The 19,039-nt window shown below is 52.3% G+C and carries 19 protein-coding genes; 6 read left to right on the plus strand and 13 right to left on the minus strand.

Going from position 1 to position 19,039, the window contains the following annotated elements; all coding sequences use genetic code 11:
- Positions 1–34 precede the first annotated feature (34 nt).
- From FOB24_RS08580 to FOB24_RS08590, 3 genes are read right to left on the minus strand one after another with little or no spacing between them, the layout of a single operon-like run.
- Positions 35–991, minus strand: coding sequence for an FAD-binding protein (locus FOB24_RS08580; RefSeq protein WP_150344790.1), 957 nt, complete (start codon positions 989–991; stop codon positions 35–37).
- Positions 992–1,011: 20 nt separating this feature from the next.
- A complete protein-coding gene (locus tag FOB24_RS08585; RefSeq protein ID WP_137351044.1) occupies positions 1,012–1,776 on the minus strand; it encodes an electron transfer flavoprotein in 765 nt (254 codons plus the stop codon).
- Between the two features lie 11 nt (positions 1,777–1,787).
- Positions 1,788–2,933, minus strand: coding sequence for an acyl-CoA dehydrogenase (locus tag FOB24_RS08590; RefSeq protein WP_069323144.1), 1,146 nt, complete (start codon positions 2,931–2,933; stop codon positions 1,788–1,790).
- A gap of 407 nt (positions 2,934–3,340) precedes the next feature.
- Here FOB24_RS08590 and FOB24_RS08595 point away from each other — a divergent pair, with 407 nt between their 5' ends.
- From FOB24_RS08595 to FOB24_RS08610, 4 genes are all read left to right on the plus strand, one after another.
- Positions 3,341–4,507, plus strand: coding sequence for an acyl-CoA dehydrogenase family protein (locus tag FOB24_RS08595; RefSeq protein WP_150344791.1), 1,167 nt, complete (start codon positions 3,341–3,343; stop codon positions 4,505–4,507).
- 124 nt (positions 4,508–4,631) lie between these two features.
- Positions 4,632–5,945, plus strand: coding sequence for an MFS transporter (locus FOB24_RS08600; RefSeq protein ID WP_085047529.1), 1,314 nt, complete (start codon positions 4,632–4,634; stop codon positions 5,943–5,945).
- A 32-nt stretch (positions 5,946–5,977) separates the two neighbouring features.
- The gene (locus tag FOB24_RS08605; RefSeq protein WP_038638690.1) at positions 5,978–7,192 is read left to right on the plus strand and encodes a CaiB/BaiF CoA transferase family protein; all 1,215 of its coding nucleotides are present in this window, start codon (positions 5,978–5,980) and stop codon (positions 7,190–7,192) included.
- Between the two features lie 68 nt (positions 7,193–7,260).
- Complete coding sequence (locus FOB24_RS08610; RefSeq protein WP_038638694.1) at positions 7,261–8,211, plus strand: helix-turn-helix domain-containing protein; 951 nt, start codon at positions 7,261–7,263, stop codon at positions 8,209–8,211.
- A gap of 48 nt (positions 8,212–8,259) precedes the next feature.
- Here FOB24_RS08610 and uspG read toward each other — a convergent pair whose 3' ends face one another.
- Both uspG and rnk read right to left on the minus strand, forming a co-directional pair.
- Positions 8,260–8,688, minus strand: coding sequence for a universal stress protein UspG (uspG, locus tag FOB24_RS08615; protein ID WP_016152215.1), 429 nt, complete (start codon positions 8,686–8,688; stop codon positions 8,260–8,262).
- Between the two features lie 188 nt (positions 8,689–8,876).
- Positions 8,877–9,287 (minus strand): nucleoside diphosphate kinase regulator, encoded by a 411-nt coding sequence (gene rnk / locus FOB24_RS08620; protein WP_005120853.1) that lies wholly within the window; start codon positions 9,285–9,287, stop codon positions 8,877–8,879.
- A 276-nt stretch (positions 9,288–9,563) separates the two neighbouring features.
- Here rnk and FOB24_RS08625 point away from each other — a divergent pair, with 276 nt between their 5' ends.
- The gene (locus FOB24_RS08625) at positions 9,564–10,394 is read left to right on the plus strand and encodes an alpha/beta fold hydrolase (RefSeq protein WP_038638697.1); all 831 of its coding nucleotides are present in this window, start codon (positions 9,564–9,566) and stop codon (positions 10,392–10,394) included.
- A gap of 96 nt (positions 10,395–10,490) precedes the next feature.
- Positions 10,491–11,114, plus strand: a complete 624-nt coding sequence (locus FOB24_RS08630; protein ID WP_087857129.1) for a flavin reductase family protein — start codon at positions 10,491–10,493, stop codon at positions 11,112–11,114.
- 41 nt (positions 11,115–11,155) lie between these two features.
- On the opposite strand, the gene rna is transcribed toward FOB24_RS08630, so the two are convergent.
- From rna to citC, 8 genes are all read right to left on the minus strand, one after another.
- Positions 11,156–11,962 (minus strand): ribonuclease I, encoded by an 807-nt coding sequence (gene rna, locus FOB24_RS08635; RefSeq protein ID WP_150344792.1) that lies wholly within the window; start codon positions 11,960–11,962, stop codon positions 11,156–11,158.
- 110 nt (positions 11,963–12,072) lie between these two features.
- Complete coding sequence (gene citT / locus FOB24_RS08640) at positions 12,073–13,536, minus strand: citrate/succinate antiporter CitT (protein ID WP_038638704.1); 1,464 nt, start codon at positions 13,534–13,536, stop codon at positions 12,073–12,075.
- 25 nt (positions 13,537–13,561) lie between these two features.
- Positions 13,562–14,467, minus strand: a complete 906-nt coding sequence (citG, locus tag FOB24_RS08645; RefSeq protein WP_069323151.1) for a triphosphoribosyl-dephospho-CoA synthase CitG — start codon at positions 14,465–14,467, stop codon at positions 13,562–13,564.
- On the minus strand, positions 14,436–14,990 hold the full coding sequence (gene citX, locus FOB24_RS08650; protein ID WP_085047526.1) for a citrate lyase holo-[acyl-carrier protein] synthase: 555 nt from the start codon (positions 14,988–14,990) through the stop codon (positions 14,436–14,438). Before citX ends, citG begins: the two co-directional genes overlap by 32 nt.
- 3 nt (positions 14,991–14,993) lie before the next feature.
- A complete protein-coding gene (gene citF / locus FOB24_RS08655) occupies positions 14,994–16,526 on the minus strand; it encodes a citrate lyase subunit alpha (RefSeq protein WP_085047525.1) in 1,533 nt (510 codons plus the stop codon).
- 9 nt (positions 16,527–16,535) lie between these two features.
- Positions 16,536–17,444 (minus strand): aldolase/citrate lyase family protein, encoded by a 909-nt coding sequence (locus FOB24_RS08660; RefSeq protein ID WP_069323153.1) that lies wholly within the window; start codon positions 17,442–17,444, stop codon positions 16,536–16,538.
- Entirely contained in the window at positions 17,441–17,737 is a 297-nt protein-coding gene (gene citD / locus FOB24_RS08665; protein WP_003831276.1) for a citrate lyase acyl carrier protein, read from the minus strand. The genes FOB24_RS08660 and citD overlap by 4 nt, the downstream gene beginning before the upstream one ends.
- Positions 17,734–18,810, minus strand: coding sequence for a [citrate (pro-3S)-lyase] ligase (gene citC, locus FOB24_RS08670; RefSeq protein ID WP_150344793.1), 1,077 nt, complete (start codon positions 18,808–18,810; stop codon positions 17,734–17,736). Before citC ends, citD begins: the two co-directional genes overlap by 4 nt.
- Positions 18,811–19,039: the final 229 nt, after the last annotated feature.

Below are 19,039 nucleotides of genomic sequence, written 5' to 3' on the forward strand. Positions count from 1 at the left end.
CTGTTGCCGCCATTCGGGATGGCGGCGTTAAATGTTAGTGCTGTAGCAGTTCCGTTAATGCCGGGACGACTTTATATATATCGCCTACCAGCCCGTAGTCGGCGTACTGAAAGATTGGCGCATTCTTATCTTTATTAATGGCGACAATGATTTTGGCGCCATTACCGCCGACCATATGCTGTATCTGCCCTGAGATGCCCAGCGCCAGATACACATCGGTTTTAAGCAGTACGCCAGAAACGCCAATGTAACGTTCACGATCCATCCAGTGCTCACCTTCAGCAATGGGGCGAGAGCAGCCGACTTCCGCATTCAGCGCAGCGGCTAAATCCCAGATCATATGCAGATCGTCTTTGGCCGCTAAGCCACGCCCAATACCGACGACACGACGGGCTTTACTGAGATCGATGCTGCTGACCGATTTTGCCCGGCGCGCTTTGCATAAAAGCTCATGTTGCGGTGGGATATAGCTGACGGGCATGGGAGCAAGCTGATGCGGCGCATTTGCTTCCAGCGGCTCGAATACGCCACTCGAAACGGTCACGATAGCCATAGGTGTGTTAATTTTTTCCCGACCAAACGCCAGACCGCCATACATTCGATGTTCGGCATACAGTTCGCCATTCTCCAGCGCCAGGCTGGTGGCATCATTAATCAGCGCTGATTGCAGCAGGATGCTAAGTCTGGCCGCCAGGCTTTTTCCTCGTCGGGTTGCCGCCAGCAGGATTAATGTTCCCGTCCTGAGCGCACTGTCGTCTTTTTCGGTATTTTGTATCAGGGCAACGAGGGTTTCTGCATAGTTTTCTAACCGTTGCTGTTCTGACTTTCCGCTCAGGACGTACACCGCGTCGGCATGTTGTACCTGCAAAGCCTCGCTCTCATCCCAGATGACCGCACTCACGTGTTCACCGAACTGCTTTGCTCCTGCAAGGAGATCCGCGTAACGGTCGGCGCTGTCACTCACTACCCATACCTGATTGATTTTGCTCATTCCCAGCTTCTCCGTTGTCTTCAGTTCAGCACTTTATTGAGATGCTCTGCCAGGCGAGCGATATCTTCTGCGCCGTCGCCTTCAATGATGATGTGTTTACGTTCTGCCTGCTGCGGGGCATAAATATTGACCATTTCGGCCTCGGGAGATACCGGCGACCAGCCGATGTCATCGGCCGTCCATTGGGTAACGGGCTTTTTCCCTGCGCCGAGAATCGCTTTCATGGAAGGAATACGCGGTTCATTAATATCTGACGTGACGCACAAGACGGCAGGAAGCGGCACATCAATAATCTCTATTTCATTTTCCAGTGTGCGTTCGACCGTAACGTAGCCGTCTTGGACTTCAATGTGGCTGACGGCATTGACGGTGGGCAGATGAAGCATTTCCCCGACACGCAGCCCGGTTTGCTGTGCATAGAGATCGCCAGAGCCTTCGCCACACAGCAGCAGATCAAAACCGATTTTCTTCGCTGCTGCGGCAATGACCCGGGAGGTTTCGTGCGCAAGCGCAGTTGACAGCCGCTCGTCGCGCACCAGGTAGAGTCCATGAGGACCTCGGGAGAGCAAATCTTTTCGCAGTTTGGCGTTATCCAGCGCCTGACCGCCAACGCACAGGGCTATGACTTCATCGTTTTCACCGGCCAGCAGGACGGCCTCTTCAATAGCATTGAGGTCGAATGGGCTGATTTTTTCTCCAGCACGCGTTGTGTCCAGTGTTCTGTCGGCGGTGATACTGATGTCTTGTTCTTCCGCGACCAATTTATAACAGGCAAGTAATTTCATGACGTATCCTATTATTTTTCATACTGTTTCAGGATCTGGCGGGCTGAGATATACACCATAATCTCGTCAGTACCGCCACCGATGCGGTTAACACGGGTATCTCGCCAGAAGCGGGATACCCGGCTGTCATTGGTGTAACCAAGGCCACCTAAAATCTGCATCGCATCGTCAATGACTTCGCAGGCTGACTGTGCGCAATACAATTTGCACATCGGCGCGGACAGGCGCATGGGTAAATCGTTGTCACATTCCCATGCCGTGCGATAGACCATGTTTTTCATGTTTTGGATTTTTATCGCCATTTGGGTCAGCTTGAGCTGAATCATCTGGAACTGGCCGATATTTTTATCGAACTGAATACGTTGGTTGGCGTAGCGGGCGGCATCTTCAAAGGCGCATTCCGCCACACCCAGCGAGTGTGCGGCGATGACGAGACGTTCAATATCGAAGTTTTCCATCATGTGAATGAAGCCGTAACCTTCGCGGCCCACCATCGCGCTTTCTTCCAGTTCAACGTTATCGAGAAAAACCTCACAGTTGCTGACCATGTGCCAGCCGATTTTGTGCAGGCTATTGCGCTTAACGCCCGGCATGTTTGGATCCACCCACCACAGGGTGAAGCAACGCTTCGGATCTTCCGGTTCGGGATTGCGTGCCAGCACCAGCATGTATGGGTAATCTTTGGCGCCCGTGATGAACGTTTTTTGCCCGTTCAGATAAACTTTGCCATTTCTTCGGGTATAGGTTGTGGCGACGCGGTTATTATCCGATCCCGCCTGCGGCTCGGTGAAGGCGAGTGAATAGGCAGGGATCCCGGTCAGCCCGACTTCAGCCGTTTTCGCCAACTGTTCTGCATTGCCAAAGCGCTGCATATTATGGATGCATTGGCCTTCCGTCATAATGTAGGCGGGAGCCCCCATGCGCGCTATTTCCTCCAGAACCAGCACTTGCGTCATCATATCGGCGGGGATGCCGCCGAGTTCTTCAGGAATGCCTAACAGCCCCACGCCGCTTTCGGCCAATGCCTGAAAGAACTTGCTGGGGAAGGCGCCATTTTCATCACAGGTCTTGAAATATTCTTCGGGAAAATCTCGTGTTATCAGTTCGCGGATACTGGCTAAAAGCAGTTCCTGCTCTTCGGTCAGGCTAAAGTCCATGATGTCTCCTCAATGATGCCTGCTGATAAGAATTGATGTTTCGGACGATGTTCATTTCTTTATATTCTGATCGTGCCTGGACACCGACTTGCAGAATAATTGGTATGAGGAGAATAAATTCAGCGGGCATTAATGATGCATAGACATATTTAACAACGTCCTGGACAAAACGAGCATTTAGTATGTTTTTGTGATGCGGGTTCAGAAATAAACGCTGGGTTTTGGTGATGTTCGATTTGTCCTGTTTTTGGTTAAATCTGTCAATGTCAGGAGGACGAATTTTATTTTTATAATCCATCACGTTAATTCATGGAAACAGGTTGGTTAGAATATCTTATCTTTTATATATTCATATTCTTATGGCCTGCATTCTTACCTGAGTATTCAACGTGGAGTGGGGTTGGTATATGTCCATTTTATCTCAGCAGCAACTGGAAGCATTGAAGAAAAAAGTCAGAAAGGTTACCGAAACTGAGCTGGAAGAAATTCAACTGGAAGTTGAGCGGACGAATGTCTTTCCTGACTCTTATTACGACGTTTGCCGTAAAAACGATCTGTTTCGTCTGGCAATGCCTGAAGAATTTGGCGGTATGGGACTCAACTGCGAACAGTTCTTTTCGGTGATGGAAGAGTTTTGCCGCGGGCCTGGTGGGATGCGTATGAACCTGCACCACGCCAACGGATTGAACTGGCGAATTATGTACGATCATGGCGCAGAAGATTTGCGTGCTAAATGGTTACCGCTGCTGGCAAATAAAGATGCGTATATTAATTTTGCATTAACTGAGGCGGATTGCGGTTCGGGTGCAGATATTTGTACTACCGCGGTTAAAAAAGGAGATAAATATATTCTTAACGGAACTAAGACGTTGATATCTCATACGGATATATCCGATGGGAGCTATGTTATTGCGGTTACGGATGAGAATAAGCGTAAAAAGGGTGGCTTAACAGCATTCTTTATCGAAACGAATACCCCCGGTTATTACATTGATCCTATGCCGCACATGATGGGGTGCCGTGGCGCGGGTCATGCTTATCTGCGTTTTGAAAACTGCGAAGTCCCTGCGCATAACATTATGGGGAAAGAGGGCGATGGCCTGGATATTTTCATGAATGCGCTGGCGCATTCACGCGCCATGATTGCCGTAACCTGCCTTGGCATGTCACAGCGCTTCCTGGAGCTGGCGATTGCCAGAGCAAAAGATCGTGTGACTTTCGGTAAGGCTCTCGTTTCTCGCCAGGCGATTCAACAAACGCTGGCGGATATGGGTACGCAGGTACATGCGCTGCGCGTCATGCTGCGCGACTGTGCGCAAAAATTCGACCGTGGCGAAGATATTGAGATGGTTTCAGCCATGTGCAAACTGCACGGCATTGATACCGTGCGTACGGTATCGGATAGCTGTCTCGAAATCTTTGGTGGTATTGGCTATTTCGAAGATAACCCGTATGGCCCGGTAGAAAGGATGTACCGCGATGCTCGTGCCCTGTGGTTTGAAGAAGGCCCTCGTACCGTGCAGCGACTGACTATCGCACGCCCATTGATTGCCGCAGGTGGTGAGATCCGCTAGTCCGGGGGTGTTTGCACCGTGTCAGAGGTTAGCCGATTTTACGGGACACTAACCTCAGTTTTGGTCGTACGTCGCTGTTTATCCTGTGGCTACGGCCATTTTTGCTTTTTTGCGAGAGTGACCTATGAGTACATCACCAGGGAACAGACGCTGGGGCATTATTGTCCTGCTCATTATTGATTATTTCGTCATGTTTGTGGCGCGAAGTGGGATGTCGATGTGTGGGCCTGCATTAATGCAGGAATATGGCTGGAGCGCCATGCAGTTTGGCTGGGTATCCACGGCGTTTTTCATTGGCTATGCCGTCACAATGTTACCCGCGGGTTTACTGGCGGACAGGTTTGGCGGCGGGGTCGTTTTGGTGACTGGAACATTATGGTGGGCAGTTTTCACATTTCTAACGCCGTTAGGATCAACGCTGGGCATCATGATGTTGCTGCGTATTCTGGTCGGGATTGGCCAAGGGTTGCTTGTGCCGGCTAACTTTTCACTGGCGGCAAAATGGGTACCTAAGCATGAAGCCGGAATGGCGACAGGATTATTGCAGATAGGTTGCCCTACTGGTATTGCCGTTGCCATGGTTCTGGCTGCATGGATAGTCCAACGCTGGGACTGGCAGGCCGTGTTTTACGTTGTATCGGTACCCGGCGTACTGTGGTGTCTGCTGTGGTGGAAGCTCGGCAGCAACCGTCCGCAACAGGATACATTTATCACCCAGGGTGAACGAGACTATATTCTGGCTGGGCAAGTCTCTACTGAAATCTCTCCGGCCACACAAAATGAGCCGCTAAGTAAAGGCGATATTCTGGCAACCCCTTCAGTCTGGGCATGCGCCTTATGTTACTTTTGTACCAATTACCTCTTTTTTCTCTTCATGACCTGGCTGCCAACCTACTTTGCTATGGGGCGTGGAATCGATCTCAAACAAAGCGCGATTTTTTCTATGCTGCCGTATCTGGTGGCAATCTTTGCCTATCCGCTGGGGGGCGTAGTTACTGATGCCGCATGTCGTCGATTTGGACAAAACGTCGGACGTAAGATTTCTCCGGTACTGGGGTTATTATTAGCTGGGGTATTTTTGATCCTCGGCACTCAGGCAAATAGCTTGTGGAGTGCCGCCACGCTTATCTCTGCGTCGAACTTCTTCCTGTGCTTCACGATGGCTGCACACTTTTCAATTCCTATTATTTTCTCGCAAAAAGACACCGGTATGTTGGTCGGGCTGAACGGGGTGTTCGGGACGTTGGCGGGTATTCTCTCGCCTGTACTCGCTGGCTGGGTGATTGATGTCTCCGGTGGTCAGTACGAGTACGCACTGTATCTGGGCGCGGGCGTGGCGATTGTCGGAGCATTCTTTATGTTAATTGCGCGCATTCGGCCAATAGAAAAGAAATTAGCACGCGTAAGCGCCGGTGGCCGTAAAGGATTTGCCGGTTAAACAGGCTACTCATTATTGAGGGAATATGACGTATGAGACCATTAGAGGGCGTTAAGGTCGTTGATCTGACATCATTTCTGGCTGCGCCAACGGTCGCGCGTATTTTAGGTGATTGGGGGGCGGATGTGATCAAAATCGAACCGCCCATCGGCGATCCTGGTCGTACGCAGGCGTCAGTTTTTAATATGCCGTATGAAGATGATGAGAATCCGGCATTTGATATTTCCAATGCCAATAAGCGTTTTCTGTGCCTGAATTTGAAACAGGAGCGAGCGAAAGAAATTGCCTGGCGTATTCTTTCCACCGCTGATGTGGTAGTGACCAGCTATCGGACGAAAGCGCTGGAGCGGCTGGGGTTCTCATGGGAAGAGTTGCACCTGCGTTTCCCTCGTTTAATTTTCGCTCAGATTCTGGGGTACGGTGAGCAAGGACCAGAAAAAGATACCGCAGGATTTGATGCGACGGCCTATGTTTGCCGGGGAGGGATCCTGGGGTCGACAAACGAACGGGGGGAAACGCCGATTAACTCAGTTAATGGGTTTGGCGATTTCCAGGCCTCCATGTGTCTTGTTTCGGGTGTCTGCGCGGCGTTATATGGTCGTACGCTCTCTGGACAGGGGGATAAGGTCACTGTGAGTCTGCATCATACCGCGTTGTTTATGATGAGTATTGCCGTCACATCGGCGCAATACGGCAACGTTTATCCTAAATCCCGTTGTGAAGTCGCGAACCCGTTCAACAATACCTATAAAACCCGTGATGGTCGCTGGATGGTAATTTGTATCCCAGAGTACGATCGCTTTTTCAATAAGTTCATGACGCTACTTGGTCGCGAAGATTTGGTCGACAGTCCCGAGTTTTGTCGTATTGCCGATGTCAATCTGCATGGACGTAACCGGGATATTATCAGGATCATCAGTGAGCAGGTCGCTAAACGCTCGCTTGATGAAATGATGCAGATGTTAAAACAAAACGACTTTGCTCATGAGAAAGGCTTCACGCCTGATGAAATCCTTGACGATGAGCAGGCGTGGGCGACGGACTGTCTGAGAAATGTTGAATATATCACTGGTAACCGACGCGTGCTGGTGACCCCTCCTGTGAACATTGGCAGTATGGGGCCTGCACAAATTCGTCCATCCCGCAGATTAGGGCATGATTCGCAGCAAATTCTTTTGGAATACGGATATTCTGTCGAGGAGATAGCGCGTTTGAATGCTGACGGCGCGGTCATTATGCCCGCATAACCTTAGCCCGCCAGGGGATGACACCGTTGCCGCCTGGCGGGTCCATTTGATTGGGTGGGGAAGCATTGATGACAACGACCATTCCTACTTATGCGTTATATGGCGAGCAGTCGGAACCAGGCTGGGAAAATTTCTTTAATGTAGAAATGATCTCATTGCGTTCAAAACCCCTGAACTGGAAAGCCAGCCCGCATATTCATGACTCATTGATTCAGACCCTCTTTATTCAGAGTGGCGAGGTTGATGTTTTAATGAATTACACCCGGATGAAGTTGAAGGGGCCGGGTCTCATCCTTGTACCTGCGCAGACCGTTCATGGTTTTGATTACCGGCCCGGTACGGAAGGGATGACGATCACTGCCTCACAAGGGCCAATGGAGTCGGTAATGGGATTATTGGCGCCCAACGTTCTCACTCTGATGCATAAGCCCTGCGTAATCCCCCTCGATGGCTCCCCAGAAGACGGGAAAATTATTCAGGGTTTTTATCAGTCTTTACAAAAAGAGATGCAGAAACCGAGGGTTAATCATAAGGCAATGTGCATTTCGATTTTTATTTCCATCCTGGTTCACCTCACGCGTATCAGTACCCTGACAGAAGAACAGCAGAAATTTGATATCTGCTCGCGTAAAGCCTCACAAATAAACAAATTCCTCCTGCTGGTGGATCAGCGCTTTCGCCAGCGGCTGACCGTTAATGATTATTCTGAAGAGATGGGTATGTCCCCGGGGCATCTGTCGCGCTTATGTCGGATAACATTAGGCATGTCCAGCCTGGATGTGATTAATATGCGCGTACTGCAGGAAGCCCAACAGGAGCTGGTCTACACCTCTAAGACGATAAAGCAGCTTGCGGCTTTTTTAGGATTCAATGATGAAGCCTACTTTACGCGTTTTTTCCATAAACATACGGGTGTCAGCCCAGGACAGTACAGGGAGTTGGCCTTACAAAAAATATCTACAGGGGAGGTGTGCCAGGTTATGGGCGCAGCCGATGAGAAAGAGTGCATCACGCAATAACCCCCCACCCGTAAGACGGGTGGGGTTGTTACAGTAAATCAGACGCAGTTAACGGACAACCAGTACCGGCAGAGTGGCGTGGCGGACAACGCTGGAGGCGTTTGAGCCGAGCAGGTGGGTACTGATGGACGGGTTACGTGACCCAATGACCACCACATCCGCATTCAACTCTTCACCCAACTCGTTGACCACGTCACGGACGCTACCAAAGCGCACGTGTTGTTTAATGCGGGAGGGATCGATGCTGAAGTGACCGACCATTGTTTGCAGACGCGTTTCCGCTTCGTGTTGCAGATGCTCTTCAAAACGACGAACGTCTGCCGCAAAGCGGTGCAGGCTTAAGCTTGCTGAGCCTGGCAGCACATGCAGCAGATGGATAACGCCGTTTTCCTGTGCCAGGAATTCTGCATGGCGAATAGCCTTGTCACTCAGTTCCATTTCGAATACATCAACAGGCATTATGATTGTGTTGTACATAAACATTCTCCTTGTCATTACATGAACACATAACAGCATAGTATTAAAAATGATTCTGTCAGTCACGGCACAGATTTATGTTTTGCGAACAGGAAATAACGTGAGGAGCGGGGAGATGAGGAGTATCCGGAAAGAGGATGCAGATGCATCCCCTGCAAGATAAAGCGAATAGCTTTGATAAGACAGAGTTAGCGCAGGTAGTCGCCCGCAGCTTCTGGTTGGTACTCAAGCTCGATGACTTCGAGGTGTGTTGATGTACCGCCCGGCAGTTCCCAGTGAATGGTGTCGCCAACGCGCAGGCCCAGCAGTGCCGCGCCAACAGGCGCCATGACGGAAAGCTGTGTGCTGCTGTCAGTCATATTAGCCGGATACACCAGGGTACGCACACGGACTTCGCCATCACTCAGATTGCGGAATTTCACGCGGCTGTTCATGGTCACGACATCGTGCGGCATGGTTTCTGGAGAACACATTTGCGCGCGATCCAGCTCGGCGTTCAGGGCGTCGGCAATGGGTAAACCAGCAAACGCAGGTTGCTCCAACAGGCGGTCAATGCGTTCCGCATCGAGGTCGTTAATGATGATAGTTGGTCTGGACATTTATTACTCCATGTCGTCGATACTGCGGGTGCGCAGGTAAATAATCCCAAAAGAAAACCCTCACCGTCAGGCGGCAAGGGTTTAGCTTGTATGATGATACTGAGACTTACCCCATGTTTGAAGTGATTTAGTTCACATTCAGGTAAATCATCAATATTGTCGCATATGGTGTGATTTTAGCCGAAAAACGTGATCGTTCTCCAATTTGCATTATGCTTTTTAAGCGCTCGTTGCGGGTGCGTCAATACAACTCAGTGTTCCGCTACAGGAGATCTCATGAGCCAGTACGACAAACTTACCTTAAAAGACGGCAGCTATTTGCATTTTAAAGACTGGGGAAGTGGACAGCCCATCGTGTTCAGTCATGGTTGGCCGCTGACAGCAGATGCGTTTGAGGATCAGATGCTGTTTCTTGGGTCGAAAGGATTTCGTGTGATCGCCCATGACAGGCGCGGACATGGCCGCTCGGCCCAACCGTGGGATGGCCACAATATGGATCAGTATGCTGACGATCTGGCTGAACTTACCGCGCATCTCAATCTTAAAGATGCCGTGCATGTTGGGCACTCTACCGGCGGTGGGGAAGTGGCGCGTTATATTGGCCGCCATGGGACGCAGCGGGTGGCAAAAGCGGTGTTAATTGGCGCGGTGACGCCCATCATGATCAAGACCGACTTTAACCCGAATGGCGTGCCGAAAGAGGTGTTTGATGGCATCCGGGAAGGGGTAGTGAACGATCGCGCCGCCTTTTTCTATGAACTGACCGCGGCATTCTATGGTTATAACCGTCCGGGCGCAAAAGAGTCGAAAGCCGTCCGGGAAAGTTTTGTTGAACAGGGCTTACAAGGGTCCATCAAAGCGTTGTACGACTGTATTCATGCGTTTTCAGAAACAGACCTGCGTGGCGATCTCGAAAAAATGACCATCCCGACGCTGGTGATCCACGGCGATGACGATCAGATTGTCCCGTTTGAAACCTGCGGCAAGGTCGCGGCAGAAATATTGCCGGATGCGCAGTTGAAGGTATATGCCGGTGGTTCTCACGGTATTTGCACCACCCATAAACAGCAGATCAATGGCGATCTGCTCAACTTTATTCAGTCGTAATCTTTAACGGATTGTTCTACGCTGATCTTCTTTTTCCAGGGAGATGAGCGAAGCATAATTCGTGCTGCGCTAACGTTAATGACACCAGAGAAGGCTATGTATTTCTATCAACCATCACAGGGACACGGCTTACCGCACGACCCGCTAAATGCCATCATTGGACCGCGCCCCATTGGCTGGATTGCGTCGCGCGACAGTAACGGGCGACATAACCTGGCGCCATACAGTTTCTTTAATTGCTTTAACTACCATCCGCCGATTATTGGTTTTGCCAGCAGCGGCTGGAAAGACAGCGTGCGGAATATTGTCGAAACCGGTGAGTTTGTCTGGAACCTGACCACCCTTGAACTGGCTGGCGCGATGAATGAAACGTCTGCCAGCTTGCCGCACGGCGAGGACGAGTTTTTTGCCGCTGGGCTGAATAAAGCCGACAGCCGGATTGTCAGCGTGCCGCGCGTGGCGCAAAGCCCGGTTAATTTTGAGTGCCGTTTATCGCAAACTCTGCAACTGACCACTGCTGACGGCGCGCCTGTAGAAACCTGGCTGGTGCTGGGAGAAGTGGTGGGCATCCATATAGATGAAACGCTACTGGAAGAAGGCATCTACCAGACGGCGAAAGCGAAGCCGGTACTGCGTGCGGGTGGACCCACGGCGTACTATTCAATCAGTGAAACACACCGCTTTGATCTGGTTCGCCCGGACGCCCGTTTGCAACGCTAAGCATGCAGACCGACGCCCGGTTTGCGCGTCGGTCGTGATTTTCAGTATCCAGCCTTGTCGATAATAAACTGTTTACCGCAGTTACCCGGATGCGGCTGCGGTAAGAATGACTGCGCAGATAGCGGTTGATTGATGGTGTCGGCTTTCAGGGATAGCTGGATCTCTGTGAGATAAGCCGGATTGCCGTGGCAGCTTAGCTTCACGGCTTTGACGTTCTCTTTGCCCCAGCTTTTGGCGATAGCGGCGTCAAATGCGTTGCGGCTGACGGTTTTGCCGTAGTTATCCGCGAGGAACTTGCCCGCTTCACTGTTTTTGAATTCATTATTCAGCCGCACCATCGTGCCAAAGTACACGTCGGGATCAAAACCAAAACAGGCGCCGTGTTTGGCATACTCGTAGCGTTCCAGGCAGGATGTTCCGCCAGCGCCTGGCATCACCGCGCTCAGTTTCGCCGCACTCTCCAGTGACAGGCCGGTTTCAGGTGCTGCGCATTTACGGCTGGCGCGCGCTTCAGGCAGGTTAGGAATGGGGCGCGTTGCGCAGCCAAAACGCATCCAGCGGCGATTATCTACCCCGCGAGCGGCGATTGATTTTGGCAGGCTGGGCCACAGGCCGTGAACGGTCAGAAAATCCGCTTTGTCTGCAATCTCTTTTTGCAGACGACATTCGTCGGGTTCCTGACGATTACGCTCGTGTTGGCTTTGACAGAAACCGGTTTGCCAGGAGAGGGCCAGCACGTAGCGGTCAAAATCAGCGTACTGTTTTGCCTGAAGTTCATCGGCCTGAGCCGCAGAAACTGGCAGCAGAAGCGTTGCCAGTAAAGAAGAATAACGCCATGTTGATGTCATGATGATTTCGGATACTTATATAAATTCTGAATATCATCTATTTAATCATAAAAAATGCCAGTCAGGTTTAGCTGACTGGCATCATTTTCATCAGGCGTGAGCCGGAATGATTAGCTCCACATTGCCAGAATCGGCCAGCCGACCAGCAGAAGCATAGCGATGTAGATAACGCCGAAGATAGCTCCCAGACGCCAGTAGTCTTTAGACTTCACATAACCACAACCGTAGATGATAACGCCAGGGCCGGTTGCATACGGCGTCAGGCAGCCCATGATACCGATGGATAGCACCAGCAGGATACACAGATGTTCCATTGGAACGCCCGGGATACCTTTACCGACCGCCAGAATAACCGGCAGCATGGTGGCGGTGTGTGCGGAAAGGCTGGCGAACAGGTAGTGAGCAAAGTAGAACACCAGCACCAGCACGATCACGGTCGCGTTAGGTGAGAAGCCTTCCAGGTGCGTGCTCATGGTGTTAGCGAACCAGTCAATGAAGCCTGAACGGGTCAAACCATTTGCCATAACAACCAGCGTGGCGAGGTTTACCAGAGTGTTCCATGCGCTGTTATAGCGGGTAATATCTTTCCACGGTACAACGTGTAGCGCCAGCATCAGGGAAACCGCCAGCAGACCCACCGCGGTGGCATCAATCAGTTTACCCCCGAAGACCCACAGACCCAGGCTGAGCAGAACCAGACCGATCAGGGTCAGCTCTTTACGCGTCAGTTTACCCATGGTTTTCAGTTCTTCACCGGCCCATGCGGCAACTTCAGCACTGTGAGTGACTTCTGGTTTGTACAGAACATAGGACAGCCACGGCGCAACGATCAGCAAAATAATACCGACCGGCAGGAAGCTGAGGAACCATTGCAGCCAACTGATTTGAATGCCAGCAATTTTGTTGACGAATTCCAGACCCAGTACGTTCGGCGCCGCGCCGGTCACGAACATAGAGGAGCTCAGGCTGGTACTGATGACCATCATCCACATCAGATATCCGCCGATACGGCGCGCGGAAGGATCGTTCGGGAATGATTTAAACAGCGGCGGCAGGTTTTTGATAACCGGGAATACGGTTCCACCGGTACGCGCGGTGTTGGACGGTGTAAACGGCGCCAGCAGGATGTCGATAATAACAATCGCATAGCCCAGCGTCAGGGTACGTTTACCCATGAATTTCACCATGAACAGCGCGATACGACGACCCAGGCCGGTAACTTCATAACCCAGTGCGAAAATAAACGCGCCAAACACCAGCCACACGGTGGTGCTGGAGAAGCCCGCCAGACCCCATTTCAGCGCTTGCTTACCCGCTTTGAATGCCGGGTCGGCCAGCTCGGATGCGTCAAACAGCAGATAGTTACTGCCGATAACGCAGATCGTCACGGCGATAAAGCTGATTGCCGTTGCCGGAATTGGCTCCAGAATCATCCCGACAATCATGGCCACGAACACGGCAAAATAGTGCCATGCCTGTGGGGGCATGCCATCAGGGACGGGGATAAGAAACATGACGCCCATGACTACCAATGGGGCCAGTAACTTCCAAATTTTATCTTTTGCTAAAGACATGTGTGTGATTCTCCGGAAAGGATCTTTAATTGTGATAATGATGAACTTGTGAAATCTGAGCTAAGAACCATGTGACGATCAGCAGATCGGCGCAGCCTCCAGGACTGAGGTTGCGTTCAATGCACTGTTGGTCGAACTGGCGTAGGTATTCGAGATCGGCAGGGGTACGAATCCCGCCTTGTTGTAACAACGTGGAGGCCTGCTGCTGTAACCAGCGCAAACCTTCTGCACCACCACGGGAAGCCACGTTGGTGTCGCCGTTGATAGACATCAGCAGCAGTAACGTATCGAGTAACGCCAGTTCAGGATCGCGGCCCTCAGCCAGCAGTGCACGGTAGTGCGGCAGAGCATGCTGAATGACGAGGGGATATCCTGCTTCGGCTTCGCCGCGTGCGCCGGTTAATCCCAGTTGCTGATAAAGACGTTGGCCAGCCGTGAGTTGTTGGTTGTTCTGGCGCAGTTCGCGCTCGGTCAGGCCACGGCAAAATGTTGCTGCCGTAGAGCAAAGGGTTTCAGCGGTAACGCTCAGGCGGAGCTGGAGCAGGCGGCCAATGGCGGCGCACAGTAATCCCAGCGAGAAGATGCTGCCTTTATGGGTGTTCACTCCGGCAGTAGCGCGAAACATATCGGCTTCACAGGCCATGCCCAGCGGACGTAGTCCTGGCAGGACATCTTCCGGCGACTGTTGTGCGCTAAATGCGCCGTATTCGATAAAACGCGGCAGCCATGTCTGAATCGCTTCAGCACTGCGATAAAAATCTTCCAGCGCCATATCTTTATGCGCGCCGTTATTAATACGATCCACCAGACCCGGTTTAGGCGACAGGTTGACTTCCGTCAGCATGGCGCGCCACGCCAGCGTGGCGTAAGCGTCAGGCAGATCCAGAGGAAGAACTGCGTTATGAGTTGATGTTGCGGGAATCGGCATCATGCAGCAGTGCCTCCATCTGAGTGAGTAAGTCGGAAAGCGCGTGAGTTTTACCCCGCGCGCATTCGGCAGCGCTTTGCTCGCACAGCAGACAGCGGCGGGCAGGGAGCGCGAAATGACGCCGGGACAGAATTTCCCCTTCAGGGTTCAGGACGTCGATGTCCCATAACCGTCCCAGCGGATGTGAATGCTCAAGTCCGATAGTGGCGAGCTTGAGGTCCAGGGCCGGAGCCTCAATGGCCAGCAGGCCTTCCGGTCCGCTGGCAGAGACCAGCGCAGTTTGCTCCCTGACAATCCAGGCGGATTTTTCCGCCAGCGCGAGCAGGGCGGTGACGCCGTGATTAAAGATGCGACGGGTTAATTCGCTGTCTTTAATCGGACCTGGCGCGACCACGGTAAACGAGACCAGTGGCGCGTGATGACGCGTGAGCCAGGCATGCTGCCTTGCTTGTCTCTCATCTCGGCTGGCGAGCAGCTCAGGGATGGAAACCGCGTGGCAGGTGGCGTGTTCAGGGAGCAGGTGCATGGTTTATTCCTTCACCTGATGCACAACGTCAATTACCGAACCATCGCGGTAGCGCACAACGGCAATTACGCGATCGGTAAATTCGATGGCGCGCGGTTGACCGGTTAGCTGCTGTGCACGTTCGCGCAGCCATTCAATCGACACCACTTTCATGCCAGCTTCTTGCAGGCGTTCCGCCAGTTCAGGGCGAGCAGGGTTGACGGCGATACCATGATCGGTAACCAGAATGTCAACGCTGGAACCTGGGGTTACGCAGGTCAGCACGTTATCTACCAATGTCGGGATGCGTCCACGAACCAGCGGTGCGACGATGATAGAAAGCGCTGCGGCCACAGCCGTATCGCAGTGACCACCGGAAGCGCCACGCAGTACGCCGTCGGAGCCGGTCAGTACGTTAACGTTGAAGCTGGTGTCTACTTCTAATGCGCTCAGTACCACAACGTCCAGGCGGTCAACGGATGCGCCTTTCGAGCCCCAGTTAGCGTACTGGTTAGCGCTGATCTCAATGTGGTTTGGATTGCGGGCCAGAGATTTCGCGGCGGTACTGTCGAAGCTTTGTACATCCAGCAGTTTGCGGATTAAGCCTTTTTCATGCAGATCAACGATGGTGGCGGTGATGCCGCCCAGCGCGAAATCTGCATGGATGTCACGGCTACGCATTTTGTCTTCCAGGAAACGGGTAACGGCCAGAGACGCGCCGCCGGTTCCTGTCTGCAATGAGAAGCCTTCATTGAAGTAACCGGAGTTAGCAATGACGTCTGCCGCGCTGCGGGCGATCAACAATTCACGCGGATTGGTGGTCATACGGGTCGCGTCAGCACCAATTTTGTCCGCATCGCCGACCTGGTCGATCTGCACGATCAGATCCACTTGATCCTGGGTAATGCTGGCTGGGTTGTGCGGATAGCTCAGCAGTTGTTCTGTCAGCAGAACAACCTGCCTGGCGTTCTCGGCATCGACGCGGGCATAGCCCAGTGAGCCGCAGCACGCTTTGCCGGTATAACCGTTAGCATTACCAAACTGGTCGCACGCCGGTACGCCGAGGAATGCGACATCAATGTTGAGTTCGCCACTTTGCACCAGGTGTACACGACCACCGTGGGAGTGGATTTGCACCGGCTCAGCCAGCAGACCACGAGAGATCTCTTCTGCCAGCGGGCCACGCAGCCCGGAGGTATAAATTCGGCTGACCACGCCCTGACGGATGTGCTCAACCAGCGGCGCGTGGCAGTCGCTCAGGGAGCTTGAGGCCAGCGTCAGATTTTTAAAGCCCATGTTGGCGATGGCATCCATCACCAGGTTAATCGTCAGATCGCCACCGCGAAATGCGTGGTGGAAAGAGATAGTCATACCATCCTGTAAACCTGAACGACGAATGGCGTCTTCCAGATTAGCGCACAGCTTTTTGTCGCGCGGTTTTTGCGCCTGCAATTCTACTTTTGCTGTGCTCTGATAAGCGGAAAGCTCGCTTTCTGCATGACGGCTCCAGGTCGCCACGCGATCCTGGCGTTGAGACTGTTCGATTTTCTGCGTCATTTTTTTGCCTTATTCTTCGCGAATGCCGGAAAGTTCTGCACGGGAGATAACCAGAAGGGCGCGCTCGATAACCGGGCTGTCGACCATCTTGCCGTTCAGGGAAACCACGCCACGACCTTCGCGGGCGGCAGCTTCAGCGGCTTCCACCACCAGACGGGCATGAGCCAGCTCTTTGCGCGTCGGGGCATAGAGGTTATGCAGAAGTTCAATCTGGCGAGGGTTGATCAGCGACTTGCCGTCAAAACCCAGTTGCTTGATGTGTGAGGCTTCGTGCAGGAAACCTGCTTCGTTGTTGGCATCGGAATAGACGGTATCGAATGCCTGAATACCGGCAGAGCGTGCAGCCTGCAAAATAGAGCAGCGGGCAAACAGCAGTTCAGTGCCTTCCGGGGAACGTTCAGTGCGCAGATTACGCACATAATCTTCAGCACCCAGTGCAATACCAATCAGACGCTCGGAAGCGTGGGCGATTTCTACCGCGCGGGTAATGCCTAACGGCGATTCGATAGCGGCTAACAGACCGGTGCTGCCGGGTTCGCGACCACAGGCGTTTTCGATGCGCAGGATTTCGCTTTCGATGTCGATGACATCCTGTGCGGTATCGGTTTTCGGTAAACGCACGATGTCGGCGCCGCCGCGCACAACGGCTTCGAGGTCGTTGATGCCCCATTCGGAGTCGAGGGCGTTTACGCGCACGATGGTTTCTACGTCGTGATACAGCGGATGTTGCAGCGCGTGGTACACCATGCGGCGGGCGGTATCTTTTTCACGCAGCGCGACGGAGTCTTCCAGGTCGAACATCAGCGCATCAGCCGGGTAGATAAACGAGTTGCTGACCATGGCGGCATTGGCGCCCGGTACGAACAACATGCTACGGCGGGTACGGGTTTTACGTTGTTGTAAAGATTCGGCAATCACTGGCAATCCTCCCATGGCAGTGCCGGAATACCGCCAGCGCGGGCCAGTAGTGCTTCCAGTCGCGCACGTAAAATGCAGTCCAGTGCGCCTTTATCATCAACATTTAATTGCACGCCGCGTACGTTGTAGCGGGACAGTACGTCCAGAATGGTGGCCCGAATGGCATCACCGAACTGCTTTTCGACGCTACTGTTAACCTGCAGGTCAATATCCTGCGAATCGAGTGGGGCGATGCGAATCATCACATCACCGGACTCGAGTGTGCCTGCGACGGCTGCCTGGTTTATTTTCATTTTTCACCTGTTGCTAATGCGGGGGTATTTTGGCGGACTGCCGCACCCGATAAGGCTCGTTCAACCATGCTTTGCAGATAGCGCAGCGTGGCGTCAGGAACCAGGGATGCGATAGCCGTGAGATCTTTTTTAACCAGCAGCTTGCGCACCCAGGAGGCGGAAATCGGCATCTCCTGGAAGCACAGCCGCTCAATTTCCACCAGTTCAATCGGTGGGGCGGGAAGCGTTGGGGTCTCCAGCCAGTAACGCATATCGTTGTTGTACTGGGAGGTGACGGTGCAATACGGCTCGGTACCCACGAAACGGTGCGTAACACCGAGAGCCGGGGCCAGGTACTGGCGGAAGATTTTCAGGTCTATTTCGGTGTAGCAGTGGTTAATAACGCTCTGCTCTTTGATGAAGTAGCACGGGAACGTGGCGCGGGAAATGATGTATTCCGAACCGCGATGCACGGTTAAACGCGGAATGTCTTTTGTCCCTTTAAGTACCAGATCCAGTCGGTCTTCATACGGAAAACGCGAGGTATCTTCTTTCACCAAAAACAGATGCAGCCAGTCACATTGCGCGGCCGCCTGTTGGATCAGAAAACGATGACCGTTGGTGAAGGGGTTGGCGTTCATGACGATACAGCCAATTTTTTTCCCTTCATGACGCTGTTTTGCCAGCGATTCGGCGTAGCGTTTCAGCCGCGTGGTGCTGTTTTCCATCAACACCATAATGCCGGGCACGCTGGTGAGTGTGGAAAAGCCGCACTGTTTAAACAGCGATTCGTACTCGGTTTTGGTATAGATGAAGAGGTGCGTACAGTGGCGCTCATAGGCGAGGTTGATGAGTTCTGTCGCCAGCGTCAGCGCCAGGCCTTCACCGCGCACGGACTCACAAATCGCGACGCATTTAATGATATTTCCGGCGATACCGCCACAGGCAATCAGGCGATCGTCACGGGTGACGGTGATAAATACTTCGACGGTGGTATCAACGCTCAGATCGTTCTCTTTCAGAAATTGCGCGATAGCCGCCATCTTTTTATTTTCTGAGCGTTTAACTTGCGTGAATATATTATTACCGAACATAGTAAATAGAGCCCCGATGCTATATTTGTTACTGGGTTTCTGTTTTTGTTGCTCTGATTAGCAACCTGATAACGTTTTGTTTGCAATTGAAGGGAATGGTTTTTTATTACGGAGTATTTCTTTTTTTCCCTGCTGCATACATCGTAAGGAGTATTTTGGAGGTAATTTTTGATTTATTTCACAATAAGTTAGAAGGTTTTAATGTGTTTTATGGTTTTAAGTTTTTTAA

This window comes from Citrobacter werkmanii, assembly GCF_008693645.1.
Taxonomy (GTDB): domain Bacteria; phylum Pseudomonadota; class Gammaproteobacteria; order Enterobacterales; family Enterobacteriaceae; genus Citrobacter; species Citrobacter werkmanii.

Excerpts from the sequence above, each read along its gene's own strand:
- FOB24_RS08630 (WP_087857129.1), top strand. The coding sequence starts at position 10,491 with ATGTATTTCTATCAACCATCACAGGGACACGGCTTACCGCACGACCCG.
- FOB24_RS08625 (WP_038638697.1), top strand. The coding sequence starts at position 9,564 with ATGAGCCAGTACGACAAACTTACCTTAAAAGACGGCAGCTATTTGCAT.
- citX (WP_085047526.1), bottom strand. The coding sequence starts at position 14,990 with ATGCACCTGCTCCCTGAACACGCCACCTGCCACGCGGTTTCCATCCCT.
- rna (WP_150344792.1), bottom strand. The coding sequence starts at position 11,962 with ATGACATCAACATGGCGTTATTCTTCTTTACTGGCAACGCTTCTGCTG.
- FOB24_RS08605 (WP_038638690.1), top strand. The coding sequence starts at position 5,978 with ATGAGACCATTAGAGGGCGTTAAGGTCGTTGATCTGACATCATTTCTG.
- citC (WP_150344793.1), bottom strand. The coding sequence starts at position 18,810 with ATGTTCGGTAATAATATATTCACGCAAGTTAAACGCTCAGAAAATAAA.
- rnk (WP_005120853.1), bottom strand. The coding sequence starts at position 9,287 with ATGTCCAGACCAACTATCATCATTAACGACCTCGATGCGGAACGCATT.
- citG (WP_069323151.1), bottom strand. The coding sequence starts at position 14,467 with ATGATGCCGATTCCCGCAACATCAACTCATAACGCAGTTCTTCCTCTG.
- FOB24_RS08595 (WP_150344791.1), top strand. The coding sequence starts at position 3,341 with ATGTCCATTTTATCTCAGCAGCAACTGGAAGCATTGAAGAAAAAAGTC.
- citT (WP_038638704.1), bottom strand. The coding sequence starts at position 13,536 with ATGTCTTTAGCAAAAGATAAAATTTGGAAGTTACTGGCCCCATTGGTA.
- FOB24_RS08610 (WP_038638694.1), top strand. The coding sequence starts at position 7,261 with ATGACAACGACCATTCCTACTTATGCGTTATATGGCGAGCAGTCGGAA.
- FOB24_RS08600 (WP_085047529.1), top strand. The coding sequence starts at position 4,632 with ATGAGTACATCACCAGGGAACAGACGCTGGGGCATTATTGTCCTGCTC.
- citF (WP_085047525.1), bottom strand. The coding sequence starts at position 16,526 with ATGACGCAGAAAATCGAACAGTCTCAACGCCAGGATCGCGTGGCGACC.
- FOB24_RS08580 (WP_150344790.1), bottom strand. The coding sequence starts at position 991 with ATGAGCAAAATCAATCAGGTATGGGTAGTGAGTGACAGCGCCGACCGT.
- uspG (WP_016152215.1), bottom strand. The coding sequence starts at position 8,688 with ATGTACAACACAATCATAATGCCTGTTGATGTATTCGAAATGGAACTG.
- FOB24_RS08590 (WP_069323144.1), bottom strand. The coding sequence starts at position 2,933 with ATGGACTTTAGCCTGACCGAAGAGCAGGAACTGCTTTTAGCCAGTATC.
- FOB24_RS08585 (WP_137351044.1), bottom strand. The coding sequence starts at position 1,776 with ATGAAATTACTTGCCTGTTATAAATTGGTCGCGGAAGAACAAGACATC.
- citD (WP_003831276.1), bottom strand. The coding sequence starts at position 17,737 with ATGAAAATAAACCAGGCAGCCGTCGCAGGCACACTCGAGTCCGGTGAT.